We start from the raw sequence: 24,509 nt of genomic DNA on the forward strand, positions 1-24,509 counted from the left end.
GCAAAGACGCTCCGCAGCCGGTCATAAACGCGATGTCGCACAATACCTTCGGTCACCTGTTCCGCGTCACCACCTGGGGCGAAAGCCACGGCCCCGCGCTCGGCGCCGTTGTCGATGGCTGCCCGCCCGGTCTCCGTTTCACGCCGGAGGACCTGCAGGTTTGGCTCGACCGGCGGAAACCCGGCCAGTCGCGTTTCGTGACGCAGCGTCGCGAGGCCGATCTCGTCAAGGTCCTCTCCGGTGTCATGCCGCAGGAGGATGGCAGCCTCGTTTCGACCGGCACGCCCATTTCGCTGATGATCGAGAATACCGATCAGCGCTCCAAGGACTATGGTGAGATCGCGCGTCAGTACCGTCCCGGACATGCCGACTACACCTATGACGTCAAGTATGGCGTCCGCGACCATCGCGGCGGCGGGCGCTCCTCGGCGCGCGAGACAGCAGCCCGTGTTGCCGCTGGCGGCATTGCCCGGCTCGTCTTGCCCAACGTAACGATCCGCGGCGCGCTTGTGCAGATCGGCAAACACAGGATCGACCGAAACAACTGGGACTGGGCCGAGGTGAACAATAACCCGTTCTTCGCTCCGGACGCTGCCATCGTTCCCGTCTGGGAAGCTTATCTCGATGAGATCAGAAAAGCCGGCTCCTCCGTGGGGGCTGTGATCGAGGTGGTGGCCGAAGGTGTGCCGGCCGGTTTTGGCGCACCGATCTACGGCAAACTCGATCAGGAGATCGCCGCGGGGCTGATGTCGATCAACGCCGTCAAGGGTGTGGAGATCGGCAACGGTTTCGAATCGGCCTCGATCACCGGTGAGGAAAACGCCGACGAAATGCGCATGGGCAATGACGGAAAGCCGCTGTTCCTCTCGAACCATGCCGGCGGCATTCTCGGCGGGATCTCGACGGGTGAACCCATCGTGGCGCGTTTCGCCATCAAGCCGACCTCCTCCATTCTCACGGAACGGAAGTCGATCGATGCTGATGGCAAGAATGTCGACGTCCGCACCAAGGGCCGCCACGACCCCTGTGTCGGAATCCGCGCGGTACCTGTCGGTGAGGCGATGCTGGCCTGCATCCTGGCGGACCATTATCTGAGAGATCGCGGCCAGACCGGCCGCCTGAAGTGAGGTTTGCCAATGGCCTATGACCAGAAACGCGTCGTCGACGCCATCCGTGCCTTTGAGGCCGGCGAGATCGTCGTGGTGACGGATGATGACGACCGCGAAAACGAGGGCGACCTGATCGTCGCGGCCGTCCATTGCACCGCTGAGAAGATGGCATTCATCGTCCGCCACACCTCCGGCATCGTATGTGCGCCAATGCCCCGGGAAGAAGCCAAGCGTCTCAACCTGACCGCCATGGTGGCGGAAAACGACAGTGCCCACACGACAGCCTTCACGGTGTCGGTCGATTTCAAGCATGGAACGACGACGGGCATCTCTGCCGACGATCGGACGCTGACGGTTCGCAACCTTGCCAATCCGAACAGCGGGGCGGCCGATTTCGTGCGCCCGGGCCATATCTTTCCGCTGGTCGCCAGGGAGGGCGGCGTGCTGATGCGCTCAGGCCATACCGAGGCCGCAGTCGATCTGTGCAAACTCGCCGGGCTGCCACCCGTTGGCGTCATATGCGAACTCGTCAATGACGACGGCACGGTCACCCGGGGGCCGCAGGTTACGGCCTTTGCCGAAAAACACGGGCTGAAGCAGGTTTCGGTCGCTGACCTCATCGCCTACCGTCAGCGCAAGGAAACGCTGATCCAGCTTGCTTCGAGCTTCGATGTCGAAACGCCCTATGGTCGGGCCAAGGCGCATGCCTATTCGCTGCCCTGGGATCCGATGCAGCATCTCGCTCTTGTCTTCGGCGATATCAGGGACGGAGAGGACATTCCGGTGCGTCTGCACCTAGAGCATGTCGGCAAGGATGTGTTCGGAAAGGATCGACAGATCGAGGCGATCATGAAGCGGATCGCCGAAGCGGGCCGCGGCGTCATCGTCTATCTTCGTGAGGGATCGGTGGGTGTCGGCGCGTCTACGACTGCCCGTGCTGGCAAGTTCGACCGCGAAGCACACCAGGAGGCCCAGGCGCGCGAGAGCGAATGGCTGGAGATCGGTCTCGGCGCGCAGATCCTCAAGGATCTCGGTGTCACATCAATCAAACTCTACGCGTCGCGCGAACGGCACTATGTGGGCCTTGAGGGATTCGGCATCCGCATCAGCGGCACGGAAATCGCGTAAGAGCACGGATTCCTCAAGAGCAGCCTTCCACGTATTGGAGGGCGGCTCTTGTGCCCGCACTGATCGTTATTACCGACATCCCGTCGGTCTCGAAGACAAGACCGTTTTCGCCGTCCAGATATGTCATGACATTGGTGGTCTCGTCGTAGAAGCCGACCTCGATCTTCAAAGCCTCGCCATAGGCAGCCCTGACCTCCTCTTCGCTGCTGCCGACATGTACGCCTTTCTCTGTCCTGATCGACGGATCGATCACGTAGATGCGTGTGAGCGTTCCGTCCTCGAACATCATATCCATCTCTGGCGCGCTCGTCGCGGCGAGGAAGCAGGCCTCGTCGATTTCATCGGGGATGAGGAAGTCCGAGAGCGCTGCCTTCGCCGCCTCGACTGTCATCCCCATGGTGACGGGGGACAAACCCGAAGGCTTGATCACGACGCCTTCCCGGGCAGCGCGAAGCGGCAACGCTCCCGCCAGCACGAAAAACAAAGAGCACAAGAAGCGGCGCACCGGGACGTCCTCCGAACGGTTTCGATGAAGCAAGGAATAATGAAATGAAACGGGGAGACAAGCACCCGCCTCAGCCCAGCCAACCATCCTGTAACCGTACACTGTCCAGGCCGGCGAACCGCGCGACACGCGCAAGCTCGCCCTCTACCTTCTCAATCCGACCGGAAGATGCACGAACACCGGTTTCCAGCCAGAGCCGCCGCACGTCGAGCACCCCGGCTTTGCGATCCGCCTTCATATCGACGCGGCCGATGATGCGGTCCCCTTCCAGCATCGGAAAGACATAGTAGCCATACTGCCGCTTCGGCTCCGGGACGTAGATTTCGATACGATAGAAGAAACCGAACAGCCGTTCTGTCCGGTTGCGATCGCGGATCAGGGGATCGAAGGGACTGAGCGTTCGCACCCTTGCCGGCGGCTCCGGTGCATCCAGCAGCCTGTCCAGATCGGCCACGAAGGAAAAGGAGGCGCGCGGCTTGCCGTCGACCGTCTCGATCAAAACCTCCGCCAGCTCGTCGCGATGATCCGACACCCAGTGCTTGGCTTCCTCCGGCGTCACCAGATCGAAGAAAGCAGCGAGTTCACCATGGGTCGCAAAACCGAGGCGCTTGAGGGCCTCGCGGCAGGCCCAATCCACAAAGGTGACGTGGTCGACCTCGGCACCATGGTGTTCCGTGGGGATGACGCGCTCGGAGAGATCGTAGACCTTCTGGAAGTTCTCCCGCGCACTGATGGCAAGCCTGCCGGTATGCCAGAGAAATTCCAACGCGGTCTTGCTGGGATGCCAGTTCCACCAGCCGCCCGACTTGTGGTCGTCCGACTTGAGGTCTCGCGCCAGCAGTGGCCCGCGCTCGGTGATGTGGGACAAGGTCTCCTCGAAACTCTTCTCGTCGAAGCGGTCGCCCTGCCATTTCTGCCAGCTGGCCCGGATACGTGCCTCCTCCCGCGCGAAACGATGCTTCCAATAGGGGAAGAAAGCGCTCGGAATGAAGGAGGCGTCATGCGTCCAGTGCTCAAACAGAAGGCGATCCCGCTCGACGAGCGGCGACAAATGATCCGGCCTGTAGGTCTGATTGCGAGTGAACAGGATGTGGTGATGCGCGCGCTCCACCCATTGAATGCTGTCGAGCTGGACGAAGCCGAGATCGTGGATGAGCTGGTAAAGTTCAGCCGCCCCGAGGCTTCGCTGGGGTGGTCGCGACAATGCCTGTCGTTCCATAAAGATACGTCGCGCGTGAGCATTCGAAATCGGAATCGCCATACCGGGACGCTACCTCATGTTCCCGATATGTTCAACCTGTTGGCAGCGCTTCCCGTTTCGTGCCGGAACCCCGGCATTTGGCTAGTTTGACTGCCCCTGCAACAGGTCATAGGAAGACAGCGAGAAAGAAGGGATATTCCGCTTGAACATCACGTTCGATGCCGCCACGCTGACCTACGATCGTCACACCGCCCTCGAACCGCTCTCCCTGACGCTTGTGGAACGCCGCATCGGGGTGATCGGGCTCAACGGTTCAGGGAAGACGAGCTTCGCCCGGCTGCTCGCGGGACTGTCGCAGCCAACAAAGGGGCGCGTGCTCTTGGCGGGTCTAGACACCGTAGGCGACGCGGAAGCGCTGCGCGGCAGGACTGGATTCATTTTCCAGCATCCGGCGAACCAGATCGTCCTGCCGATCATCGGCGACGACGTTGCTCTTGGGCTTAAGGGCAAGGGGTTCGGAAAGGCAGAGATGGTGGAGAAGGTCGAGGCGGTTCTCTCCAAGCTCGGCATCGCGCATTTGCAGGCGCGGCGGCCGCACGAGCTCTCCGGCGGCGAACTGCAGCTGGCGGCGCTGGCCGCGGTGCTGGTCACGGAGCCCGATGTCGTGATCTTCGACGAACCGACCAACCAGTTGGACCTGAAAAACCGGGCGCAGGTGGAACGGGCGGTCGCCGGACTGGACAGCATGGCGATCGTCATCAGCCACGACCTCGCCCTAGTCGAGGGGTTCGATCGCGTGCTGGTATTCGACAGAGGCGCACTTGCCTTCGATGGCGAGCCACTGGAGGCGATACAGCGTTATCGGGAGATCGCGCTCCGATGAGAACACTTTATGTCGAGGGTCGAGGCCTGCTCTACCGGATGCCCGCCGGTGCGAAGATCGCCGCGCTCATGGTCTTCGGTGTTCTTCTGTTTCTCACGCGTGAGGTGCCTTGGCTCGGCCTCGGTCTGCTGCTTGCCGGCGCATCCTATTTCGGCCTAGGACAGCGGTTACGGTCCGCGATCGCACCGCTGACCTTCGTCCTGCTGACCGTGACGATCGTCGCTCTCTTCAATCTCGTCTTCGTCTCGCTCGACGATGCACTGGTCACGGTGCTGCGTCTCACAGCGCTCGTTTTTGCGGCCGCGACCGTCACGGCAACCACGCGGATCGGCGACTTTATCGCCGCGATCACGATGGCCGCGCGTCCGCTCGAAAGCCTCGGACGTGTACGCGCCGACGATATCGGACTTGCCGTCGGTCTTGTTATCCGGTTCCTTCCCGATATCGTCTCCCGCTACGACGCGCTGAAGCTTGCCCACCAGGCTCGCGGACTGAAATCGAAACCTCTGACGCTTCTCGGTCCGCTGATCATCCTGACGCTGCGCGATGCGGATAAGGTTGCCGACGCCATTGACGCGCGGGGCATTCGCAAGCGATGAACGACCGACAAGACTGTTTCAGGGGGATGCCATGAAAACCCGCGACCTCGTACTCGTTTCGCTGTTTGCCGCCATCATCGTGGCGCTCGGACTGATGCCGCCTATCACGCTTGGTTTCATTCCCGTGCCGATCACGCTGCAGACGCTGGGCGTCATGCTCGCTGGCGTCATCCTCGGCGCCCGGCGCGGCGCTCTGGCGGCTCTGCTTGTCATCCTGCTGGTGGTCATCGGGCTTCCGGTGCTGTCGGGCGGCCGCGGCGGCCTCGCGGTGTTCGCCGGACCGACGGTCGGGTTCCTCCTCGGCTGGGTCCCCGGCGCCTTTGTGACCGGGCTGATCGCGGAACGGTTCGGTCGGGCCATCTCGCCGGCGATGCAAACCGTGGGGTTCTTCGCGGCAGCGGTCATCGGTGGCATCGCCGTCGTCTATCTGCTCGGGATCGGCGTTCTCGCCTTCCATGTCGGCCTGCGGAACGCAATCGTCGGTTCGATGGCTTTCATACCGGGCGACCTGATCAAGGCGGTGATCGCGGCACTCGCCGGACGGACGGTGATGGTCGGCTATCCGCTGCTGCCACACCGCGCTTGACCCGCCCCTACCTCAGGTAGCTGTAGAGCCAATCGCGCGTATCCTCGGGAAGGCCCGTCGGCTCGCCGCCGTCGCGCTCGACTGCGGTGCGAACCAGTTCGACCTCGGCGGCGGTCGTACTGCCCCGCTCCATCGAGACGTTGAAGCCGATCGACTTGCCACCGATCTTGTCGATGGTCACCACCATGCGGACCTTGTCGTCGAGGCGAAGCGGCTGGAAGATGCGGCACTCGACCTTGCTGGTCACGAACAGGGGCTCGTCCTCGAGCGGCGGCCGATAGCGCCAGAAATGCGCGAGCGCCATTTCGGCATGATCGACATAGGCGGCGGCGCGCATGCGTCCGTCCGGGTCGATATCCCGATAGGGAATGCGAACCTCGCTCGTTTCGACGCGTTCTACATCTTCCATGCAAAAAACCCTGCTAAGCCATTGACCGCAGTCTAGGGCGAACGATCAACGCCGAACAGGGGCAGGTCAAAAAAGTCCGATGACAGCATCTGTTGACAAATATCCGCCAGGAACGACCTCCAGTAGACCCCACCGGAACGGCTGCCTATGGTAAGGCCCACAAGGGATAGACGATGACGACGCGCCTTTACGAACATCCGATCTTTCTCGAACACGTGACGCCGGCCGGGCATCCCGAGCGGATCGACCGCATCCGAGCGCTCAACGTCGCGCTTGGACATCCTCATTTTTCCGGGCTCGACAGGAAGGACGCGCCGCAAGCCAACGAGGATGCGGTGACGCTCGCCCATCCGGAGGAACATCTGTTCTCGGTGATGCGGCAAATCCCGGAAGAAGAGGGCGAGATCAACCAGATCGAGGCCGATACATATGCCTCTCCCAAAAGCCTGCAGGCGGCGCTGACGGCGATCGGCGGCGCGATGGCAGCCGTCGATGACGTGATGACCGGCGTGGCCGACAACGCTTTTCTGGCTGCCCGGCCTCCGGGACACCATGCCGAAAAGGCGAAGGCCATGGGGTTCTGCTTCTTCAACACTGTTGCGATCGCCGCCCGCCATGCGCAGCGCGTCCATGGTGTCGAGCGGGTCGCGATCGTCGACTGGGACGTACACCACGGCAACGGCACCCAGGACATCTTCTGGGACGACCCGTCAGTGCTGTTCTGCTCGACCCACCAGATGCCGCTCTATCCGGGCAGCGGCGCCAGGGACGAAACAGGCGTGAAGAACAATATCGTCAACGCGCCGCTGTCGCCCAATGTCGGCTCGGATCACTTCCGCGAGGCGTTCAAATCTCGGGTGCTGACCGCGCTCAACGACTTCTCGCCCGACCTGATCCTGATCTCGGCCGGCTTCGACGCGCATCATCGCGATCCGCTGGCGCAGATCAATCTGGTCGGCGAGGATTTCGACTGGGCGACGGGGCGACTGATGGAAGTCGCCGACAGATTTGCCCATAACCGGGTCGTCAGCCTACTCGAAGGCGGCTATGATCTGGAGGGCCTCGCCGAATCGGCAGGCCTGCATATCCTGAGACTGATGAAGGGTTGAGTATGACCGAGACGGCAGGCGACATCGCGTCCTATTCGTTCGAGAAGGCTGTGGCGGAACTCGAAAGTATCGTGGCGCGGCTTGAACGCGGCGATGTGGCGCTGGACGAGTCGATCTCGATCTACGAGCGCGGCGAGCTTTTGAAGAAGCACTGCGAGACGCTCCTGTCTGCTGCCGAAAACCGGATCGAGAAGATTCGCCTCGACCGCGCGGGCAAGCCGCAGGGCACCGAGCCCCTAGATCGGGAATAGCAGAGCGCTTAGCCCCTCGCCTTCAACGTCTCCGACACCCTGTGAATGTGCGCTGCCCCGATGCCGCAGCAGCCGCCGATGAGCGTTGCGCCGGCATCCGCCCAGGTGCAGGCGAATCGGGAATAGACATCACCGTTCAGGTCTTCCCGCGTGCTGCTCAACCCCTCATTGGCGGCATGCTCTCCGACTTCGGTTTCGAAGGCATTGGCGTAGACCCCGATCTCCAGATTTGCTCCCGCCTCCCGGAAGACCGCCGAGGCCGTTTCGACGGCGGCCTGCATGACCTCCGGCTTCGCGCAGTTGAAGAGAAGCGCCGACGCGCCCGAGCGGGCCGCCCAGTTCGCCGCCTCCCGCACCGTCTCGCCGGACCGCAACTTCGGCTCGCTACCCGAGAGTTGCAGGGGGTCGTCGGCCAGCGTGTAGGAGATCCAGAAGGGCTTGCCGGTGCCCGCGACGGCGACGCGCACCGCGTCACCTTCCGCTATGAGGCTCAACGTTTCGCCGAGCCACACATCAACGAAGGGCGCCAGATTTTCGACCAGCACCGAGAGATAACCCTGCACGCGCTCCGCATCGAAGCGCTCTGGTTCGTATGAACCGAAGATCGGCGGCAGCGAACCGGCGACAAGCACTTCGGTCGCTGCGGATTCGGCCGCCTCTCGCGCCAGCTTGCCGGACAGACGGATGAGCTCCGCGCCCCGCGCCCGAAACCGCTCCTCTCCGATATGGAACGGGACGAGTGCATAGCTGTTTGTGGTGACCACATCGGCGCCTGCTGCGATGAACTCCTCGTGGACCTGTCGCACAATATCCGGCGCGTCCATCAGGGCCAGCGCCGACCACTCCGGTTGCTTCAATTCCGCTCCCAGTCTGACAAGCTCACGGCTCATTCCACCATCGAGAACCCGCAATCCGTTCATCTTCATTCGCTCCACCGCTTCGTCAAAAGCACTGATGACGCTTGCAATGCCGACCGTCAACAATCGCGGAGCCTTGCTAAAAACGCATGACGAAGATTGACGCAGCCGCGTGGCGTCCCCATGATGACGTCATCGGCAGACTGGTTTGGGAGGACCATCATGAAGATCAGCACAATTTCCAAAGTCATTGCAGGCTCGCTCATCGCTGCGACAATGGTCGGCGGCGCGGCGAGGGCGGAACAGTTCATCAATGTCCTGACGGGCGGCACGTCCGGCGTCTACTATCCGCTCGGCGTGGCGCTTTCGAAGATTTACGGCGAGAAAATTCCTGATGTTCGCACGCAGGTGCAGGCGACCAAGGCCTCGGTTGAAAACCTCAACCTCCTGCAGCAGGGCAAGGGCGAAATCGGCTTCTCGCTCGGCGACAGCGTCAAACTCGCCGCCGAAGGCAATGCGGATGCGGGCTTCAAGGCACCACTCGACAAGTTGCGCGGCATCGCCGCCATCTATCCGAACTACATCCAGATCGTCGCCACGCAAGAGTCCGGCATCACCTCGCTCGCCGATCTCAAGGGCAAGAGCATTTCTGTCGGTGCGCCGAAATCAGGCACTGAACTCAACGCGCGCGCTATCCTCGGCGCCGCAAGCATGAGCTATGACGATCTTGGCAAGACGGAATACCTGCCGTTCGCAGAATCGGTGGAACTGATCAAGAACCGCCAGCTCGATGCGACGTTGCAATCGGCGGGTCTCGGGGTCGCTTCGCTGAAGGACCTTTCCACCTCGCTTCCGGTATCGCTGGTCGCTGTTCCGGCAGACGTCGCCAACACACTCGGCGCCCCCTATATCGCCGCCACGATCCCGGCCGGCACCTACGAGGGCCAGACGGCAGATGTGCCGACGGTCGCCGTCGTCAACTTCCTGGTCACGCACTCAGATGTGTCCGACGACCTTGCCTACGAGATGACCAAGCAGTTGTTCGAAAACCTGCCGGACATGCTGGCCGCACACAACGCAGCCAAGGACATCAAGCTGGAAGATGCCACCAAGGGCATGCCGATCCCGCTGCACCCGGGGGCCGAGCGGTACTACAAGGAAAAGGGCCTGCTCTGAGCGCGGCAGCCGATGAAAATCCTTCCGGGAGGCCCGCAGGTCTCCCGGGTTCTCAGCCTTATCCTTCGACGGGTTTGCCATGAGCGCCTCAACCGATGCGGCGGTTACGCCTGACAGTCACGAACAGCGGTTTCCAGCAACGATCGAAGGCAGGCTTCTCTACGGCATAGCGATCGTCTTCTCACTCTTCCAGATCGCAACGGCGGCCCATCTCGTCGACATGCCGAGCCAGGTCGTTCGGGCGTTGCATGTCGGTTTCCTGCTGCTGCTCGGCTTTCCGCTGGTCATGGCCAATCTTCGGCAAGGGGCGCTGTTCACGGCGCTCGCCTGGCTGCTCGCGGCGTTGGGCGTCGCTGTCGCTGCCTACCAGTTCATCGAATACGAGGACCTGATATTCCGCGCCGGAGACCTCGAACCGAGGGACCTTTATTTTGGCGTGGTCGCGATCTTCACCGTTTTTGCCGCCTCCTGGCTGATCATGGGGCCGGCGCTGCCGATCATTTCCGGTATCTTCCTCGCCTACTGCTTCTTCGGGCAATATTTGCCGGCGCCGCTCAATCACCGAGGTTACGACTTCGCCCAGGTGATCGACCACATGGCCTATGGCACCGAGGGCATCTACGGCGTGCCGACCTATGTGTCTTCGACCTATATCTTTCTGTTCATCCTGTTCGGTTCCTTCCTCGAGCGTGCCGGCATGATCAAGCTCTTCACCGATGTCTCGCTCGGTCTGGTCGGTCACAAGCGCGGAGGACCGGCAAAGGTTTCGGTCATCTCGTCGGGATTGATGGGAACGATTTCGGGTTCAGGCGTGGCGAATGTCGTTACGACGGGCCAGTTCACCATCCCGCTGATGAAGCGTTTCGGCTACCGGCCGGCCTTCGCGGGCGGGGTCGAAGCCACCTCATCAATGGGCGGGCAGATCATGCCGCCGGTCATGGGTGCCGTCGCGTTCATCATGGCCGAGACGCTGGGCGTGGAATATGCCGAGATCGTGAAGGCGGCCCTCATTCCGGCTATCCTCTACTTCGCTTCGGTTTTCTGGATGGTGCATCTGGAGGCTGGCAAGCGCGGTCTGATGGGGCTCGACCCGGCGCAACTGCCCTCCCCACTTCGGGCAATCCGCGAGCAATGGTATCTGCTGCTGCCGCTCATCGCCCTCGTCTGGCTGCTGTTCTCGGGCTACACGCCGCTCTTTGCCGGAACAGCGGGGCTTGCGCTCACCATGCTGCTGGTGCTCGGCAGTTCGATCGCGCTCGGCCTGCCGAACATCGTGATCCGAACCATCTTCTGGATCGGCGTCGGCATCGCCGGCGCCGCGTTCTTCCGGTACGGGTTCAATGCCGTGCTGATCGCGATCCTGATCCTGATTGCCTGGAATGCGGTGACATCCGGAGGGCGGCAGGCGCTGAAGCTCAGCGTCGACAGTCTGGCGGACGGGGCGAAGACGGCGCTGCCGGTCGGGATCGCCTGCGCGGTGGTCGGCATCATCGTGGGAACGATGACGTTGACCGGGGCCGCCAATACCTTCGGCCAGTTCGTGGTCGCGGTGGGAGCCCACAGTCTTTTCCTGTCGCTGGTGCTGACCATGATCACCTGCATCGTGCTCGGTATGGGTATCCCGACGATCCCGAACTACATCATCACCTCGTCGATCGCCGGACCCGCATTGCTGGAACTCGGGGTGCCGCTGATCGTCAGCCACATGTTCGTCTTCTACTTCGGCATCCTCGCCGACCTGACGCCGCCGGTGGCGCTGGCCTGTTTCGCGGCTGCTCCCATTGCCAAGGAGTCGGGGCTGAGGATTTCGCTTGAGGCAGTGAAGGTGGCGGCGGCCGGATTCGTGATCCCGTTCATGGCGGTCTATACGCCGGCGCTGATGTTGCAGGATGGAGGGGCACTTGCGAACGCGATCGGCTATCCCCTCGCCGTGATCTACATTGTCATAAAAGCCGGCCTGTCCATCGGCCTTTGGGGCGTGGCTGTCATCGGCTATTTCAACGCGCCGCTGCCGGTGCTGCATCGGATCGTCGCTGTCATGGCGGCCTTCTTCCTGGTCGCAGCCATGCCGATCACCGACGAAATCGGCTTCGCACTCGTATTCCTCTTCGGCTTCCTCGCCTGGAAATTCCCGGGACGTGACGGTGTCCGGACCGAAACGGGCCCGCCTCCGACAGGCGTTGCATGAGCCTCTGCATCGCAATAGCCGGAAAAGCCATTGTCATACCGGCAGTAGCCTTCTCTCTCTCGTGGGTTCATTCCGTCGAGAAGATCGAATGGAGAGAGAACTGGGTCGTGACGGAGGCGGGCCTGGAATTGCAGATGGCGTCGGTCAAAGGTTCAGGAGCCGGCATGGAGCCTGGAGAGAATGCCCGGTTGGAAAACGGCTGGTGGACTTGGGCGCCCAAGCTTCCCACCATCCCGGAGCTCCGACTGGCATCGTCGGGCGCGACGGTCGGGGGCTGGCGACTGTGCCATTCACAGGGATGCCTGACGCTTGGAGAGAAGCCCGGCGAGGACAGCGTGATCACACCCTGTTCGAAATGAACAGCACTCCGGTGCGTGTCTGAAGACACACCGTTCCGCCAGAGGGCACTATGTCGGCCGTCGCGACGTGTTAGTCTCACCGCAGCTGAAACACGAGGTGCATCATGTCCTTCTTTCCCGGAAACGACCCCCTGCCCGGCGACGCCTTCGCGTGCGATGCCATCGAGAACCTGATCATTCCCCGCTCCAGCGATATCGGCGGCTTCGCCGTGCGGCGCGCGCTGCCGACCGCCAAGAGACGGCTTGTCGGTCCCTTCATCTTTTTCGACAGAATGGGGCCGGCGATCCTCAAGCCGGGCGAAGCGCTCGATGTGAAGCCACATCCGCATATCGGCCTTTCCACGGTGACCTATCTTTTCGACGGCGAGATCAAGCACCGCGACAGTCTCGGCACAGAACTGGTGATCGAACCCGGCGACATCAATCTGATGACCGCCGGCCGCGGCATCGTGCATTCCGAACGTACCCCGGAAAACCTGCGCGGCGGGCCGCTCTCGATCTCCGGCCTGCAGACCTGGCTCGCCTTGCCCGATGCGCAGGAGGAGATCGATCCAGCTTTTTCGCATACAGCCCGCAGCGCCATGCCGGATTTCGATGCGGACGGGGCAACAGGACGCGTCGTGATCGGCTCGACCGGGGGCTTGAGTTCGCCGGTCAAAGCCTTCTCCGACACGCTTTACGTGGACGTCACGCTGACTGCCGGCGGACGATTTCCCTTCGACGCGACGCAGGAGGAACGGGCCGTCTACATTCTATCCGGAGAACTGGTCGTTGCCGGCGACCGGTTCGCGCCCGACCAGTTGCTCGTCTTCCGCCCCGGCGATCCTATCACGCTCGAAGGAGGCGCCCAAGGCTGTCACGTGATGCTCTTCGGGGGCGCGACGCTGAACTCCAAACGATACATCTGGTGGAACTTCGTCTCGTCGTCGAAAGAGCGGATCGAACAGGCGAAGGAAGAGTGGAGAACCGGACGCTTCGACATCGTACCGGGTGACGAAGAGGAATTCGTGCCTTTGCCCGAGGGCTTTTGACGTCTATATAAGCGGTTGGTGCCGAAGATTTGCCCTGATGGTCAGGGGATGATATCGCCGACCCGAAAGACGCAAAAAGAGGCAAGAGCCCGTGACATCCCTTCCCGATACGCCGCTCCTGGACACGGTGAAGCTGCCCGCCGATCTTCGCGCCGTCGAGGACAAGGATCTGCCGCAGCTTGCCCGCGAAGTGCGCGACGAGATGATCGACGCCGTGTCGAAAACGGGCGGGCATCTGGGCGCGGGTCTCGGCGTCGTCGAACTGACGATCGCGATCCACAAAGTTTTCAACACCCCCGATGACCGGCTGATCTTCGACGTCGGCCACCAGTGTTATCCGCACAAGATTCTCACCGGCCGCCGGGACCGTATCAGGACCTTGCGCCAGGAAGACGGGCTGTCCGGCTTCACCAAGCGTGCGGAGAGCGAATACGATCCGTTTGGCGCGGCGCACTCCTCCACATCGATCTCCGCCGGTCTCGGCATGGCGGTTGCGGCCGATCTTTCGAAGACCGACAGAAAGGTCATCGCAGTGATCGGTGACGGCGCCCTGAGTGCCGGCATGGCTTACGAGGCGCTGAACAATGCGGGTGCGCTCGACGCGCGGCTGATCGTCATCCTCAACGACAACGACATGTCGATTGCCCCGCCAACGGGGGCCATGAGCGCGTATCTCGCGCGCCTTGCCTCCGGGCGGACCTATATGGGCTTCCGCGAGTTCGGCAAGAAGCTGACAGCCTATCTCGGCAAGAACATAGACCGGGCGATTACGCGTGCGGTCGAGCATGCTCGCGGCTACGTGACCGGCGGCACGATGTTCGAGGAGATGGGTTTCTACCATATCGGACCGATCGACGGACATTCCTTCGAACACCTGCTGCCCGTGCTGCGCAATGTCCGCGATAACGGCAAGGGCCCGGTGCTGATCCACGTGGTGACCCAGAAGGGCAAGGGCTATCCGCCAGCCGAGGCCGCGGCCGACAAGTATCATGGGGTCAACAAGTTCGACGTCATTACCGGAACGCAGGCCAAGGCAAAGCCGAACGCGCCGAGCTATACGGCGGTTTTCGGAGAAGCGCTGGTGCAGGAAGCGACGCATGACGACAAGATCGTCGGCATCACGGCGGCCATGCCGTCCGGCACGGGCCTCGACAAGCTGCAAGAGCTATTTCCCGCCCGGACCTTCGATGTCGGCATCGCGGAACAACACGCGGTAACGTTCGCCGCCGGCCTCGCGGCCGAAGGCTACAAGCCGTTCTGCGCGATCTATTCGACCTTCCTGCAGCGTGGCTACGATCAGGTGGTACACGACGTTGCAATCCAAGGACTGCCGGTGCGGTTCCCGATAGATCGCGCCGGTTTCGTCGGCGCCGACGGCCCGACACACGCGGGCTCTTTCGATACGGCCTTCCTCGCCTGCCTTCCCGGCTTCGTCGTGATGGCGGCAGCCGATGAAGCAGAACTCAAGCATATGGTGCGGACCGCCGCCGCCTACGACGACGGCCCGATCTCGTTCCGCTATCCGCGCGGCGAAGGTGTTGGCGTGCAATTGCCCGAACGTGGCGAGATTCTCGAGATCGGCAAGGGGCGGATCGTCAAGGAAGGTACGAAGGTGGCGCTGCTGTCGTTCGGCACGCGGCTCGCGGATTGCCTGCTGGCGGCCGAGGATCTCGATGCCGCCGGTCTTTCGACCACCGTCGCCGATGCCCGCTTCGCCAAGCCGCTCGACGCCGACCTGGTTCGACGTCTTGCGCGCGAGCACGCCGTGCTAATTACAGTCGAGGAAGGGTCGGTCGGCGGCTTCGGTTCGCAGGTGCTGCACTTCCTCGTCAACGAAGGACTTCTCGACAACGGCCTGCGGGTCCGTTCGATGGTCATGCCCGATATATGGATGGATCAGGCTAAGCCGGAAACGATGTATGCCAAGGCTGGGCTTGATAGCCCCGCCATCGTATCCAAGGTGTTCGCCGCCTTGGCCGGTACCGAGCGCGGGCTCGGCGTCCTTCGTTGACGCCGTAAGGCGGAACAATCGAGAGTTCGTTGCGTTCCCCTGTCGAGTTTTTCAACGACAGGAGACATCCAAATGGCGAGCCTGAACAATCGCGACCTGATGAAGGAACTGAAGAGCCTCGAAGCGCAGGTTCTACATTTCAAGGACATGATCGGAACAGAGGGCCGCACTGCAGCGGACGATATCCGCGAACGCGGCAGCATCGCGATGCGTCAGGCATCCGACCGCGCCCGCAACGCCGCGTCCTATGCGCGCGACGAAGCCAGCAGCGTGGCGAGAATCGCCCGGGAACATCCCACTGCCACATCGACAGCCCTGCTGACCATCGGCCTCATTGGTGGTGTCATCGGCTACCTGCTCGGCCAGGGCCATACTCCGGAACGTGATTCCCGCTGGCGCTGGAACTGAGGGGCGTCGTGATGAGCGAGGTCGTCTACCACGTGGTTGCCCATGACGATGGTTATGCTTACCGGGTGGACGACGTCTACTCGGAACCGTTTCCCACGCACGAGGAAGCCCTGGAAGCAGCTCGGGTCGCAGCAGCTGAGCACCGGCTTTCCGGGAGCGACGCTGAAATCAGCTATCAGGATGAAAGCGGACAGTGGCGGAGTGAACACGCCGACGGTGCAGACAGACCCGTTACCGATGTTGAGGATGACGTCTGACACCATTGTTATAAAATGAAAAAGCCGGCTCGAAGCCGGCTTTTTTTTGCGTTTCAGCTCTGTTGTCAGAACTCCGACCATTCCTGCTTCGCCGCCGCCGCGGAACCACCGGAGAAGGCTCGGGCGACGCGGTTGGCGAGAGCGCCCGCGGGTGAGGTCGGAGCGGACGATCTGGCGGCCGCGGGACGCGTGCCGATGGCACCTTCGGCGAGCTTGAACTGACGCAGCAGGTCGGCCAGTGCCTCCGCCTGGGACGCAAGGCCGTGGCTTGCGGCGGTCTGTTCCTCCACCATGGCAGCGTTCTGCTGCGTGCCATGATCCATCGCGTTGACGGCACTGTTGATCTCGGAAAGGCCGGTCGACTGCTCGCGGCTGGAGGTTACGATGGCAGCGACGTGTTCGCTGATGTCCTGAACGGCGGCGACGATTTTTTCGAGTTCCCGACCGGTCTCGCCGACAAGCGTCACGCCGTTGCCCACATGCTCGGAAGACTTCGCGATCAGAGTCTTGATCTCCTTGGCCGCGTTGGCCGACCGTTCGGCGAGCGCGCGCACCTCCTGAGCCACGACAGCGAAGCCCTTTCCGGCCTCTCCGGCGCGTGCCGCTTCGACGCCTGCGTTCAGCGCAAGCAGATTGGTCTGGAAGGCAATGTCCTCGATCACGCCGATGATGTTTCCGATCTCGCCGGAGGATGTCTCGATCTCCGTCATGGCAGCCACCGCGTTGCGAACAACCTCACCGGATCGTTCGGCACCTGTGCGGGTGGTGGTCACGAGGTGGCCAACATTCTCGGCGCGCGCGGCATTGTCCTTGGTCGTCGTCGTGACCTCTTCGAGTGCGGCCGCCGTCTGCTCGATCGACGCGGCCTGCTGCTCGGTGCGCTTGGCGAGGTCGTTGGTGGCGGAGCGGATCTCGGCTGCGCCGGCATTGATTGCCGATGCCGTCTGCCCGACAGCGGTCAGGGCGGACAGAAGCTTGTCGAGGGAGGCGTTGAAGTTGGTGCGCAACTCATCAAGCCGGCCGGTAAACGGCTCATTGAGACGATAGGCCACGTTGCCTTCGGCGAGCGCCGACAGACCGCGTGCCAGATTATCCACCGCGAAGGTTACTTCGGCGGCTTCCCTCGCTTTCTCGGCTTCAGCGCGCCGGCGCTCCTCTTCGGAAGCGGCGCGCATGGCCTCGGTTTCGTTGGAGAGGCGAAGCTTTTCGACGGCTGCGTCCTTGAAGACGACGACGGCCTTTGCCATCTGGCCGACCTCGTCGCCGCGATCGAGAGCCGGAATCTCAACATTATGGTCACCGGACGCCAGGCGGGTCATGGCTTGCGTCATGCCAACGATCGGCGTGACGATGGCGCCGGCGAGGAGCCAGATAAGCACGACGGCGACAACACCTGCGATGCCGCCGCCAACCAGAAGCGCCATCTGCAACTGAAAGTGCGCGCTTTCGAGGGCGGCATGGTTCCTGGCGGAGAGCTGACCAACCAGTTCCTTGATCTTCGCCGCTTCGCTGCGGAATGCATCGATCTGCCCACCCGCATCATGGCCGAGTTCTGTAACGTCCTCAAGCGGCGCGCCTGCCTTACGGGCGGCAAGCTGAGGGACGGTCAGCTGGTTGTGGAAGGCATCCGCAGCCTGCTGCATAGCATCCAGCGAAGCGATGATCGCTGGCTCGCCGGCCGCGACCCGCTTCGCCTCCGCGAGATTGGTCAGCATCTTCTCACGATTCGCCAGGACGCCATTGTAGGTGCTGTCGCTGCCAAGCAGGAGGAAACCGCGCTGGTTCGCGACCTGCTCGAGCATTGCCTCGAGCGCCAGGTCCGACTGGGCCAGAATCTGTTCCGATTTCACCAGCTCTTCGGAGGCAAGACGCGCTCGGTACTGCTCGACGAAGACAATGGCGGTTGCCAGGAAGCAGCTCGCCATGATGCCGACGAACGTCAGGATCAGCTTCTTGCTCAGGGAAAGGTTTTTCAACGACATGGGATTACTCATCAGGAAGGAACCAGACGGCCGATATCGCTGCCACTGTTCACCCGGACGCTTGAGCCACCGGCGTGTCTGGCATCCGGTGAACGCGGGCGCGCGCTCCACCGGCGCCATTAAAGCCGCGTGCCGTTATCATTTGGTTAGCAGATGGAGAGATCGAGCCGTTTACTCAACCGGGACAAGCAGAAGAAATTGCAGGTCCTTTTCCGGGAAGAAATCCGTCGCCGTCATCTCGAAGGTCGTCGGCCCGGTCTTCTTCACATTCTTGCCGCAGAACGAGATGAAACTCTTCTCCGAGCCCTTGTCGACCGTCAGGCGGAACTTGCCGATCGAACCCGCCCAGTTCCCGCCGGTCGTCAGGATGTAGGACAGCCATTGCTCCATGTAATAAGGTCCCTGGCCACCCTCCGACGCCTTCTGGAGTTTGGTGGCGGTGCGGACAAAGCCATCGTCCATGCAATAGCGGGTCTTGTAGTCCTCGAAGTTGTAGTCGTTCGGCTTCCCATCATACAGGAAGCTGATGGCGGTCGTGCCACCGACGCCGGGTTTGTATTCGTGATGGACGTTGACGTCCTCACCGGCCGGGAATGTCGTGCGCCAGTGATATACCGAACGCAGCGTCCAGATCGGGGTCGGATGGCTTTCCCAGCCATTGCCGGCATCATACTCATCCTTCATGATAATACCGCGGACGAGCCAGTCCGCCAGAACGTCCTCCGGAAGCTCGGCAAGAGCGGCGCGCGCGGCATCGCTCATTGGCAGCAGCGGAACGCCGCGTTCGGTAAGTTCGTCGGTCACATCGACGCCAGTCGCGCTCAACACCCGCTGCTGCAGCTCGGGTTCGATCTCTTCTCCGTCCTGGGTTACCGAAAAGCCAAGGAAGTTATCCACTTCAAAGTCCGGAATGGCGACGTTCGTATTTGGGTCGCCCTTGATGTCCGGCATGGGGAAGGCAATGGTTGCCTCCACGTCTTCGTTCCCCTGGTTGCGGAAGACATAGTCGACCGTGACCTTGGTCGGCGAAATGAAGAGATCCTCCTCGGCCATGGTCACGTCCGGCGACACGACGTAAACGAGCCCGCCGCCTTTCACTTCCGCCATCGTGTCGTTGGCAAGGCAGGAGCCAGCCATCAAAGTGCCTGTCGCCAAGGCAAGAAAGGATTTCACCATCGTCACGTCCCCCAAGAAGCATCGCCTGCGCGAGCTGATGGCGGCGAGTTAGAGACCAAAGCGGCAAACTGTCAACGACCGGAATAGGGTCTATTTGCATTGCTGCTTGTTTACGTTCGTCATCGGCAGAGGCGCCGCGCACAAAAGCCTTGCAAGTCGCGCCATCCGCAGCCATGACGGGCCATGCAGAAGCCACCAGAACCCCAGCGCCTCGATCAGTTGCTCGTCGCCCTCAACCTGTTTCCGAGCCGGGCCCGCGCCCGGGACGCCATTCAGCGAGGGACGGTGAAGGTGGACGGTAAGGCCGTCACGAAACCAGCCCTGGTCTTTTCGCACGAGCATCGCTTCGAGATCGACGACCCGGCGCAAGCCTATGTCTCGCGTGCGGCACTGAAGCTGGTCGCAGCGCTCGATCATTTCGGTCTCGGCCCGAGGGACCAGAACTGTCTCGATGTCGGCGCATCGACCGGCGGCTTCACGCAGGTTCTGCTCGAACGTGGAGCAGTCCATGTCACGGCGGTAGATGTCGGCCATGGGCAGATGCACCCCGACGTCGCCGACGACCCGCGCGTGACCAATATCGAAGGACTGAACGCTCGCGCGATGACGGCAGAGGACATCGAGGACAGGCAGATCGACTTCGTCGTGTCTGACGTCTCCTTCATCTCGTTGAAGCTCGCCCTGCCGCCGGCCCTCGATATGGCAGAGCCCGGTGCCCGATGCGTTCTGCTGGTCAAGCCGCAGTTCGAGGCGGGCCGGGATGCCATCAGCAAAGCGGGGCTGCTGAAGGAGCCGGAAACGGCACCTGCCGTGGCGGCCGAGCTGGAACGATGGCTGGTGGAGGACATGGGCTGGGAAAGCCTAGGGCTCATCCCCTCGCCCATCGCGGGCGGCGACGGCAACCAGGAATTCCTGCTGGCGGGACGGAAACCGGAGACGACCGAATGAGTGCCGAAACAGTCACCATCGACAGCCTTGGCGCCCAGGGCGACGGCATTGTCCACGCCGAGAATGGCCCAGTTTATGTGCCGTTCGCGCTGCCCGGCGAGACCGTCGCGATCGCCAGGGTAAAGGCGCAAGGCACGATCATTTCCATGGCGAAGGCGTCCTCCGAACGGGTGGCGCCGCCCTGCCGCCATTTCGGACCGGATGGAGACGGCGGCACATGTGGCGGATGTTCGCTGCAGCATATGTCGCGTCCGCTCTACACCGGCTTCAAGCGCGACCTCGTCATCTCCGCCCTGAAATCCAAGGGACTAGCCGCCGACGTGCGGCCGATCATCGAAGCTGAGCCAGGCGAAAGACGACGGGTGGTGCTGGCCGCACGCCGCACCGAGAAGGGTCTGCTTCTCGGCTTCCATCAGTCGGAGAGCCATCACATCGTGGCGATCTCGGAATGTCCGATCGCCTCGCCGGGAATCGTTTCCCGGCTGGAAGCGATCCGCAAGATCGGTTTCTCGCTGTCAACGAACGCCGATCCGTTCAGGATGACCGTTCTCGAAACCCTTTCGGGTCTCGACATCGCGGTGGATGGGCTCAAAGGGGTTTCCGATGGACAACGACGGGCGGTAACACAGGTCGTGCTGTCGCTGCGTGGCATTGCACGCGTTTCGGCGAACGGGGAAATCCTGATCGAGCCGGTTAAGCCCGCACTTGATTTTGGCGGCGTGACCGTCAATCCGCCACCGGGAGGCTTCGTGCAGGCGACCCAGAAGGCCGAGCAGGCGATGGCGGAACTCGTGCTGGCGCATGTCGGCAAGGCCAAACGCATTGCCGACCTGTTCGCCGGATCCGGGACGTTTTCATTGCGGCTTGCGCGGGTGGGTCAGGTGCATGCCGTCGAGTCGGACGAAAAGGCGATGAAGGCGCTTGATCACGCGGCCCGCAACGCCCAGGGGCTCAAACCGGTCAAGGCCGAGAAACGCGACCTCTTCCGACGCCCGCTGATGACGCAAGAACTGAAGGCCTTCGACGCGGTGGTGTTCGATCCGCCGCGTGCGGGGGCCGAGGCGCAGTGCAAGGAACTTGCCCGCTCGTCGGTAAAGAAGATCGTTGCCGTCAGTTGCAATCCGCTGACGCTGGCGCGCGACCTTTCAATCCTCGCGGAGGGCAGTTATCGGATCGAGACGGTGACGCCGATCGACCAGTTCCTTTGGTCTTCCCACGTGGAGGTCGTTGCAACGCTGACGAAGGGCTGACGCTCCGCTTCAGCGGACGATCACGCGTCCGCTGCCGATCTGGTTCGGGCACCGGCAGACGCCGCCGACGCGCTGCTCCCCGGCGGAGCAATAGCTTCCGCTGGAGAGAACACAGTAGTATCGGTCGCGAACCGCACCCGGGCGATAGCCGGGCCGATAGCCAGGACGATCTGAATCTCCGTTCTGGATGCTTCCGTTGAAGTCAGGGTCCTGTGGCACCTGTGCCAACTGGTAGGACTGCGCGGGCAGCAATTGGTCCGCGACAGCAACCGAAGTCGTCATAGCCGCAATCATCATGGCGACGGAAATACGCTTGAACATGTTCTTCCAAACCCTCGTTGGCCGCACCGCGCGACCGGTCTCAGTTCAAACCCTGCCGCGCGATTTCGTTCCATTTTAGGCGGAGATGGGCTTTGACGTCATCCTCTTCCCTTCATGAAGGCTTCGAAGGCGGCGCGGGCTTCGGCGCTCTTCAGCTGGGCTACGAAGTGGACGAGCTCCTCCTGCATGCGGGCGCGAACCTCGTCGGCGCTGCCCTTGACCAAGGCGCGGGCGATCTTCATCGCCGCTGGCGGCTTGGACGCGAGCGAGGACGCGATCTTCAGGGTTTCGGCCTCGACCTGATCGGGCGCGACAACCTTCCAGATGAGACCTGCCTCGCGGGCCTGTTCAGCGGAGAAGCCTTCGCTGGCGGCGAGCATGGCGAAGGCGCGCTGGTGGCCCATGATGCGCGGGGCAATCAAGCTGGAAGCGGCTTCCGGCACCAAAGCCAGATCGACGAAGGGCGTCTTGAACAGGCTGCGGTCGGAGGCGACCGTCAGGTCGCAATGCATGTGCAGCGTCGTGCCGATGCCGATGGCCAGACCATCGACTCCCGAGACCAGCGGTTTGGTAACTTCGGTGAGTGCCTTCAACAGGCCGAAGGCGGCCGGCTCGCCGACGGCGCCGGACATGGCGAAGCCGAGGAAATCGGCCATGTCGTTGCCGGCAGAGAAACAGCCTTCGGTTCCGAGGAAGGCGATGGCGCGGATCGAGTCGTCCTGCTCGCCCTCAAGAAGACCTGCGGTCAGCTTCTGGTACATGGCTTGGGTGATCGCGTTCTTCTTGTCCGGGCGGTTGAAGCGCAGGATGAGGACGCCGGGATGCTGGTCGGGCCGTTCGATGAGAATGTGGTCGGTCATTGGACGGTCCTTAAGCAAAAAGAGCGCGCGCGGCGTTGAGGCTCGCCTCGCCATTGATGACGCGATCCTTCAGCGCCGCGGTCTCGGCGATCAGGTTCTCCGCGGCAAAGCGGCAGAGCGCGAGACGGTTGTCCCGGCCATGGTCTTCGTCGGCGAGCGCGCCCTTGGCGAGGTAGACGCCCGTCAACGCGAGACCGAAGAGCCGCTGGTACGGTGTGGCGCCTGCCAGTGCGGCCGAGGCATTGCCGGCGGCCAACTGCGAGAGCAGCCATTCTGTGGTGTCTTCGAGGTCGGCGAGGCTTGCGTCGAGACGGGCTGCGCTGTCGCCGAAACCTTCGAGGTTGGAGGTGCGGACAACGGATACGATTTCTTTCAGCTCGGTGATGAAGCCGCGGACGTGATTGCCGTTCGAGAGCGGCAACTTGCGCGTCACGAGGTCGGCGGCCTGAATGCCATTGGTGCCTTCGTAGATCGGGGCGATGCGGCTGTCGCGCCAGAAGCGGGCAGCACCGGTTTCCTCGATGAAGCCCATGCCGCCATGGGTCTGGATGCCGAGCGAGGCGACATCGACGCCGGCGTCGGTGGCGAAGGACTTGGCGATCGGGGTGAGCAGCGCTGCGCGCTCGGCCCAATGACGGGCCTCATCGCCGTCTGCGTGATGGCTCATGTCTGTGGCGTGGGCGCAGACGTAGCAGATCGCGCGGGAGCCTTGCGTCAGCGCCTTCATCGTCACCAGCATGCGGGCGACATCCGGGTGTTCGATGATCGGCGACATGCCCTGCCCAGTCCAACCGGGCGCCTTGCCCTGGGTGCGCTCCTTCGCATACTGCACGGCCTTCTGGGTGGCAGCTTCGCAGATGGCGACACCCTGCATGCCGACAGCGAGGCGGGCATTGTTCATCATGGTGAACATGCAGGCGAGGCCCTTGTTTTCCTCGCCGATGAGATAGCCGATCGCGCCCGGCTCGTCGCCGAACTTGCCGTCGCCATAGATCATGGTGCAGGTCGGCGAGCCATGGATGCCGAGCTTGTGCTCCAGCGAATGGCAGTGAAGATCGTTGCGGGCGCCGATGGATCCGTCGTCGTTGACGAGGTATTTCGGCACGAGGAAGAGCGAGATGCCGCGCGTGCCGGCGGGCGCATCCGGAAGGCGTGCGAGAACCAGATGGATGATGTTCTCGGTGATCTCGTGCTCGCCCCAGGTGATGAAGATCTTCTGTCCAAAGATGCGGTAGGTGCCGTCATCGCGGCGCTCGGCGCGGGACTTCATGACGCCGAGATCGGAGCCGGCATGGGGCTCGGTCAGGTTCATGGTGCCGGTCCATTCGCCGGACACCATCTTCGGCAGGTACTTCGCCTTCAATTCGTCTGAGCCGTGGGCGGTGACGGCATCTACTGCGCCCATGGTGAGCGTCGGTCCGAGCGCAAAGCCCATGGAGCCGGAATTCCACATTTCGAGCGCCGCAACGTTCAGCATATGGGGAAGCCCCTGCCCGCCGAAATCTTCGGATGCGGTCAGGGAGTTCCAGCCGCCTTCGGCCCAGGCGCGATAGAGATTGTCCCAGCCATCGGGAACCACGACCTTGCCGTCGACCATGCGGGCACCCTCCTTGTCACCGATTTCGGCGAGCGGGGCGACTTCATCGGAGGCGAAGCGGCCGGCTTCTGTCAGGATCGCGTCGACCAGGTCGTCGCTGAGGTCGCCCAACTTGCCGTCCTCAATGGCCTTGCTAAGGCCTGCGACGTGCTTCAGGGTGAACGCGATCTCTTCAACGGGCGCCTTGTACATGACGTGCTCCTCCATCTGGCGTATGCTCTATGCCACGCCCAGACTCCCACCCAGGAGGCGCGGCTTAATCATCCTTCTGGCTAGTTGATTTTTACGTAAACGTCAAATCTTTTGGA

The 24,509-nt window shown here is 62.4% G+C and carries 25 protein-coding genes; 16 read left to right on the forward strand and 9 right to left on the reverse strand.

Translation table 11 applies throughout. The features are described 5' to 3' along the window. The first annotated feature begins 32 nt into the window (after window positions 1–32). Together aroC and ribB are read left to right on the forward strand one after the other, a co-directional pair. Window positions 33–1,127, forward strand: a complete 1,095-nt coding sequence (gene aroC / locus J5J10_RS13595) for a chorismate synthase (RefSeq protein ID WP_211930286.1) — start codon at window positions 33–35, stop codon at window positions 1,125–1,127. Between the two features lie 9 nt (window positions 1,128–1,136). Next, a complete protein-coding gene (gene ribB / locus J5J10_RS13600; RefSeq protein ID WP_208548619.1) occupies window positions 1,137–2,237 on the forward strand; it encodes a 3,4-dihydroxy-2-butanone-4-phosphate synthase in 1,101 nt (366 codons plus the stop codon). 13 nt (window positions 2,238–2,250) lie between these two features. Here ribB and J5J10_RS13605 read toward each other — a convergent pair whose 3' ends face one another. Both J5J10_RS13605 and J5J10_RS13610 read right to left on the reverse strand, forming a co-directional pair. Beyond that, entirely contained in the window at window positions 2,251–2,667 is a 417-nt protein-coding gene (locus J5J10_RS13605; RefSeq protein WP_208548618.1) for a hypothetical protein, read from the reverse strand. 145 nt (window positions 2,668–2,812) lie between these two features. Further along, window positions 2,813–4,003 (reverse strand): winged helix-turn-helix domain-containing protein, encoded by a 1,191-nt coding sequence (locus J5J10_RS13610; RefSeq protein WP_211930287.1) that lies wholly within the window; start codon window positions 4,001–4,003, stop codon window positions 2,813–2,815. A 142-nt stretch (window positions 4,004–4,145) separates the two neighbouring features. Here J5J10_RS13610 and J5J10_RS13615 point away from each other — a divergent pair, with 142 nt between their 5' ends. The 3 genes from J5J10_RS13615 to J5J10_RS13625 are packed head-to-tail and all read left to right on the forward strand — an operon-like array spanning window position 4,146 to window position 6,011. Next, a complete protein-coding gene (locus J5J10_RS13615; RefSeq protein ID WP_211930288.1) occupies window positions 4,146–4,826 on the forward strand; it encodes an ABC transporter ATP-binding protein in 681 nt (226 codons plus the stop codon). After that, window positions 4,823–5,425, forward strand: coding sequence for an energy-coupling factor transporter transmembrane protein EcfT (locus J5J10_RS13620; RefSeq protein WP_211930289.1), 603 nt, complete (start codon window positions 4,823–4,825; stop codon window positions 5,423–5,425). The genes J5J10_RS13615 and J5J10_RS13620 overlap by 4 nt, the downstream gene beginning before the upstream one ends. 31 nt (window positions 5,426–5,456) lie before the next feature. Beyond that, the gene (locus J5J10_RS13625; protein WP_211930290.1) at window positions 5,457–6,011 is read left to right on the forward strand and encodes a biotin transporter BioY; all 555 of its coding nucleotides are present in this window, start codon (window positions 5,457–5,459) and stop codon (window positions 6,009–6,011) included. Between the two features lie 7 nt (window positions 6,012–6,018). Here J5J10_RS13625 and J5J10_RS13630 read toward each other — a convergent pair whose 3' ends face one another. Beyond that, on the reverse strand, window positions 6,019–6,420 hold the full coding sequence (locus tag J5J10_RS13630; protein ID WP_211930291.1) for a thioesterase family protein: 402 nt from the start codon (window positions 6,418–6,420) through the stop codon (window positions 6,019–6,021). 173 nt (window positions 6,421–6,593) lie between these two features. Between J5J10_RS13630 and J5J10_RS13635 the strand changes: the two genes are divergently transcribed. Together J5J10_RS13635 and J5J10_RS13640 are read left to right on the forward strand one after the other, a co-directional pair. Continuing rightward, complete coding sequence (locus tag J5J10_RS13635; RefSeq protein ID WP_208548612.1) at window positions 6,594–7,529, forward strand: histone deacetylase family protein; 936 nt, start codon at window positions 6,594–6,596, stop codon at window positions 7,527–7,529. 2 nt (window positions 7,530–7,531) lie between these two features. Beyond that, the gene (locus tag J5J10_RS13640; RefSeq protein WP_208548611.1) at window positions 7,532–7,780 is read left to right on the forward strand and encodes an exodeoxyribonuclease VII small subunit; all 249 of its coding nucleotides are present in this window, start codon (window positions 7,532–7,534) and stop codon (window positions 7,778–7,780) included. An 8-nt stretch (window positions 7,781–7,788) separates the two neighbouring features. On the opposite strand, the gene J5J10_RS13645 is transcribed toward J5J10_RS13640, so the two are convergent. Next, a complete protein-coding gene (locus tag J5J10_RS13645) occupies window positions 7,789–8,700 on the reverse strand; it encodes a homocysteine S-methyltransferase family protein (protein ID WP_211931242.1) in 912 nt (303 codons plus the stop codon). Between the two features lie 159 nt (window positions 8,701–8,859). Between J5J10_RS13645 and J5J10_RS13650 the strand changes: the two genes are divergently transcribed. The 7 genes from J5J10_RS13650 (at window position 8,860) to J5J10_RS13680 (ending at window position 16,067) form a co-directional block, all read left to right on the forward strand. Beyond that, window positions 8,860–9,813: a TAXI family TRAP transporter solute-binding subunit gene (locus J5J10_RS13650; protein ID WP_211930292.1), complete on the forward strand. Its 954-nt coding sequence runs from the start codon at window positions 8,860–8,862 to the stop codon at window positions 9,811–9,813. Window positions 9,814–9,892: 79 nt separating this feature from the next. Then, on the forward strand, window positions 9,893–12,001 hold the full coding sequence (locus J5J10_RS13655; RefSeq protein ID WP_211930293.1) for a TRAP transporter permease: 2,109 nt from the start codon (window positions 9,893–9,895) through the stop codon (window positions 11,999–12,001). Further along, on the forward strand, window positions 11,998–12,360 hold the full coding sequence (locus J5J10_RS13660; protein WP_211930294.1) for a DUF1850 domain-containing protein: 363 nt from the start codon (window positions 11,998–12,000) through the stop codon (window positions 12,358–12,360). Before J5J10_RS13655 ends, J5J10_RS13660 begins: the two co-directional genes overlap by 4 nt. Window positions 12,361–12,464: 104 nt before the next feature. Continuing rightward, window positions 12,465–13,391, forward strand: a complete 927-nt coding sequence (locus J5J10_RS13665) for a pirin family protein (RefSeq protein ID WP_211930295.1) — start codon at window positions 12,465–12,467, stop codon at window positions 13,389–13,391. Window positions 13,392–13,482: 91 nt separating this feature from the next. After that, complete coding sequence (gene dxs, locus J5J10_RS13670) at window positions 13,483–15,402, forward strand: 1-deoxy-D-xylulose-5-phosphate synthase (protein WP_211930296.1); 1,920 nt, start codon at window positions 13,483–13,485, stop codon at window positions 15,400–15,402. A gap of 72 nt (window positions 15,403–15,474) precedes the next feature. Further along, window positions 15,475–15,810, forward strand: a complete 336-nt coding sequence (locus tag J5J10_RS13675; protein WP_211930297.1) for a hypothetical protein — start codon at window positions 15,475–15,477, stop codon at window positions 15,808–15,810. Window positions 15,811–15,821: 11 nt separating this feature from the next. After that, window positions 15,822–16,067, forward strand: a complete 246-nt coding sequence (locus J5J10_RS13680) for a DUF2188 domain-containing protein (RefSeq protein WP_208548604.1) — start codon at window positions 15,822–15,824, stop codon at window positions 16,065–16,067. 65 nt (window positions 16,068–16,132) lie between these two features. On the opposite strand, the gene J5J10_RS13685 is transcribed toward J5J10_RS13680, so the two are convergent. Both J5J10_RS13685 and J5J10_RS13690 read right to left on the reverse strand, forming a co-directional pair. Further along, the gene (locus J5J10_RS13685; protein ID WP_211930298.1) at window positions 16,133–18,049 is read right to left on the reverse strand and encodes a methyl-accepting chemotaxis protein; all 1,917 of its coding nucleotides are present in this window, start codon (window positions 18,047–18,049) and stop codon (window positions 16,133–16,135) included. 171 nt (window positions 18,050–18,220) lie between these two features. Further along, complete coding sequence (locus J5J10_RS13690; RefSeq protein WP_211930299.1) at window positions 18,221–19,225, reverse strand: DUF4424 domain-containing protein; 1,005 nt, start codon at window positions 19,223–19,225, stop codon at window positions 18,221–18,223. Between the two features lie 183 nt (window positions 19,226–19,408). On the opposite strand from J5J10_RS13690, the gene J5J10_RS13695 reads away from it, so the two are divergent. Then, entirely contained in the window at window positions 19,409–20,173 is a 765-nt protein-coding gene (locus tag J5J10_RS13695; protein WP_211930300.1) for a TlyA family RNA methyltransferase, read from the forward strand. Further along, window positions 20,170–21,423 (forward strand): class I SAM-dependent RNA methyltransferase, encoded by a 1,254-nt coding sequence (locus tag J5J10_RS13700; RefSeq protein WP_211930301.1) that lies wholly within the window; start codon window positions 20,170–20,172, stop codon window positions 21,421–21,423. Before J5J10_RS13695 ends, J5J10_RS13700 begins: the two co-directional genes overlap by 4 nt. A 9-nt stretch (window positions 21,424–21,432) precedes the next feature. Here the strand turns inward: J5J10_RS13700 and J5J10_RS13705 are convergent, their stop codons facing one another. From J5J10_RS13705 to J5J10_RS13715, 3 genes are all read right to left on the reverse strand, one after another. Then, window positions 21,433–21,744: a hypothetical protein gene (locus J5J10_RS13705; RefSeq protein ID WP_208548599.1), complete on the reverse strand. Its 312-nt coding sequence runs from the start codon at window positions 21,742–21,744 to the stop codon at window positions 21,433–21,435. Between the two features lie 98 nt (window positions 21,745–21,842). Beyond that, window positions 21,843–22,604 (reverse strand): crotonase/enoyl-CoA hydratase family protein, encoded by a 762-nt coding sequence (locus J5J10_RS13710; protein WP_211930302.1) that lies wholly within the window; start codon window positions 22,602–22,604, stop codon window positions 21,843–21,845. Window positions 22,605–22,614: 10 nt separating this feature from the next. After that, window positions 22,615–24,393: an acyl-CoA dehydrogenase gene (locus tag J5J10_RS13715; protein ID WP_211930303.1), complete on the reverse strand. Its 1,779-nt coding sequence runs from the start codon at window positions 24,391–24,393 to the stop codon at window positions 22,615–22,617. Between the last annotated feature and the right edge of the window lie 116 nt (window positions 24,394–24,509).

It is taken from the genome of Ciceribacter sp. L1K23 (assembly GCF_018122705.1).
Classification (GTDB): Bacteria; Pseudomonadota; Alphaproteobacteria; order Rhizobiales; family Rhizobiaceae; genus Allorhizobium.

What these genes read in the sequence shown, in the direction of transcription:
- aroC (WP_211930286.1), top strand. Translation starts at nt 33, where the DNA reads ATGTCGCACAATACCTTCGGTCACCTGTTCCGCGTCACCACCTGGGGC.
- ribB (WP_208548619.1), top strand. Translation starts at nt 1,137, where the DNA reads ATGGCCTATGACCAGAAACGCGTCGTCGACGCCATCCGTGCCTTTGAG.
- J5J10_RS13610 (WP_211930287.1), bottom strand. Translation starts at nt 4,003, where the DNA reads ATGGCGATTCCGATTTCGAATGCTCACGCGCGACGTATCTTTATGGAA.
- J5J10_RS13620 (WP_211930289.1), top strand. Translation starts at nt 4,823, where the DNA reads ATGAGAACACTTTATGTCGAGGGTCGAGGCCTGCTCTACCGGATGCCC.
- J5J10_RS13625 (WP_211930290.1), top strand. Translation starts at nt 5,457, where the DNA reads ATGAAAACCCGCGACCTCGTACTCGTTTCGCTGTTTGCCGCCATCATC.
- J5J10_RS13630 (WP_211930291.1), bottom strand. Translation starts at nt 6,420, where the DNA reads ATGGAAGATGTAGAACGCGTCGAAACGAGCGAGGTTCGCATTCCCTAT.
- J5J10_RS13635 (WP_208548612.1), top strand. Translation starts at nt 6,594, where the DNA reads ATGACGACGCGCCTTTACGAACATCCGATCTTTCTCGAACACGTGACG.
- J5J10_RS13640 (WP_208548611.1), top strand. Translation starts at nt 7,532, where the DNA reads ATGACCGAGACGGCAGGCGACATCGCGTCCTATTCGTTCGAGAAGGCT.
- J5J10_RS13645 (WP_211931242.1), bottom strand. Translation starts at nt 8,700, where the DNA reads ATGAACGGATTGCGGGTTCTCGATGGTGGAATGAGCCGTGAGCTTGTC.
- J5J10_RS13650 (WP_211930292.1), top strand. Translation starts at nt 8,860, where the DNA reads ATGAAGATCAGCACAATTTCCAAAGTCATTGCAGGCTCGCTCATCGCT.
- J5J10_RS13655 (WP_211930293.1), top strand. Translation starts at nt 9,893, where the DNA reads ATGAGCGCCTCAACCGATGCGGCGGTTACGCCTGACAGTCACGAACAG.
- J5J10_RS13660 (WP_211930294.1), top strand. Translation starts at nt 11,998, where the DNA reads ATGAGCCTCTGCATCGCAATAGCCGGAAAAGCCATTGTCATACCGGCA.
- J5J10_RS13665 (WP_211930295.1), top strand. Translation starts at nt 12,465, where the DNA reads ATGTCCTTCTTTCCCGGAAACGACCCCCTGCCCGGCGACGCCTTCGCG.
- J5J10_RS13675 (WP_211930297.1), top strand. Translation starts at nt 15,475, where the DNA reads ATGGCGAGCCTGAACAATCGCGACCTGATGAAGGAACTGAAGAGCCTC.
- J5J10_RS13680 (WP_208548604.1), top strand. Translation starts at nt 15,822, where the DNA reads ATGAGCGAGGTCGTCTACCACGTGGTTGCCCATGACGATGGTTATGCT.
- J5J10_RS13685 (WP_211930298.1), bottom strand. Translation starts at nt 18,049, where the DNA reads ATGTCGTTGAAAAACCTTTCCCTGAGCAAGAAGCTGATCCTGACGTTC.
- J5J10_RS13690 (WP_211930299.1), bottom strand. Translation starts at nt 19,225, where the DNA reads ATGGTGAAATCCTTTCTTGCCTTGGCGACAGGCACTTTGATGGCTGGC.
- J5J10_RS13695 (WP_211930300.1), top strand. Translation starts at nt 19,409, where the DNA reads ATGCAGAAGCCACCAGAACCCCAGCGCCTCGATCAGTTGCTCGTCGCC.
- J5J10_RS13700 (WP_211930301.1), top strand. Translation starts at nt 20,170, where the DNA reads ATGAGTGCCGAAACAGTCACCATCGACAGCCTTGGCGCCCAGGGCGAC.
- J5J10_RS13705 (WP_208548599.1), bottom strand. Translation starts at nt 21,744, where the DNA reads ATGTTCAAGCGTATTTCCGTCGCCATGATGATTGCGGCTATGACGACT.
- J5J10_RS13710 (WP_211930302.1), bottom strand. Translation starts at nt 22,604, where the DNA reads ATGACCGACCACATTCTCATCGAACGGCCCGACCAGCATCCCGGCGTC.
- J5J10_RS13715 (WP_211930303.1), bottom strand. Translation starts at nt 24,393, where the DNA reads ATGTACAAGGCGCCCGTTGAAGAGATCGCGTTCACCCTGAAGCACGTC.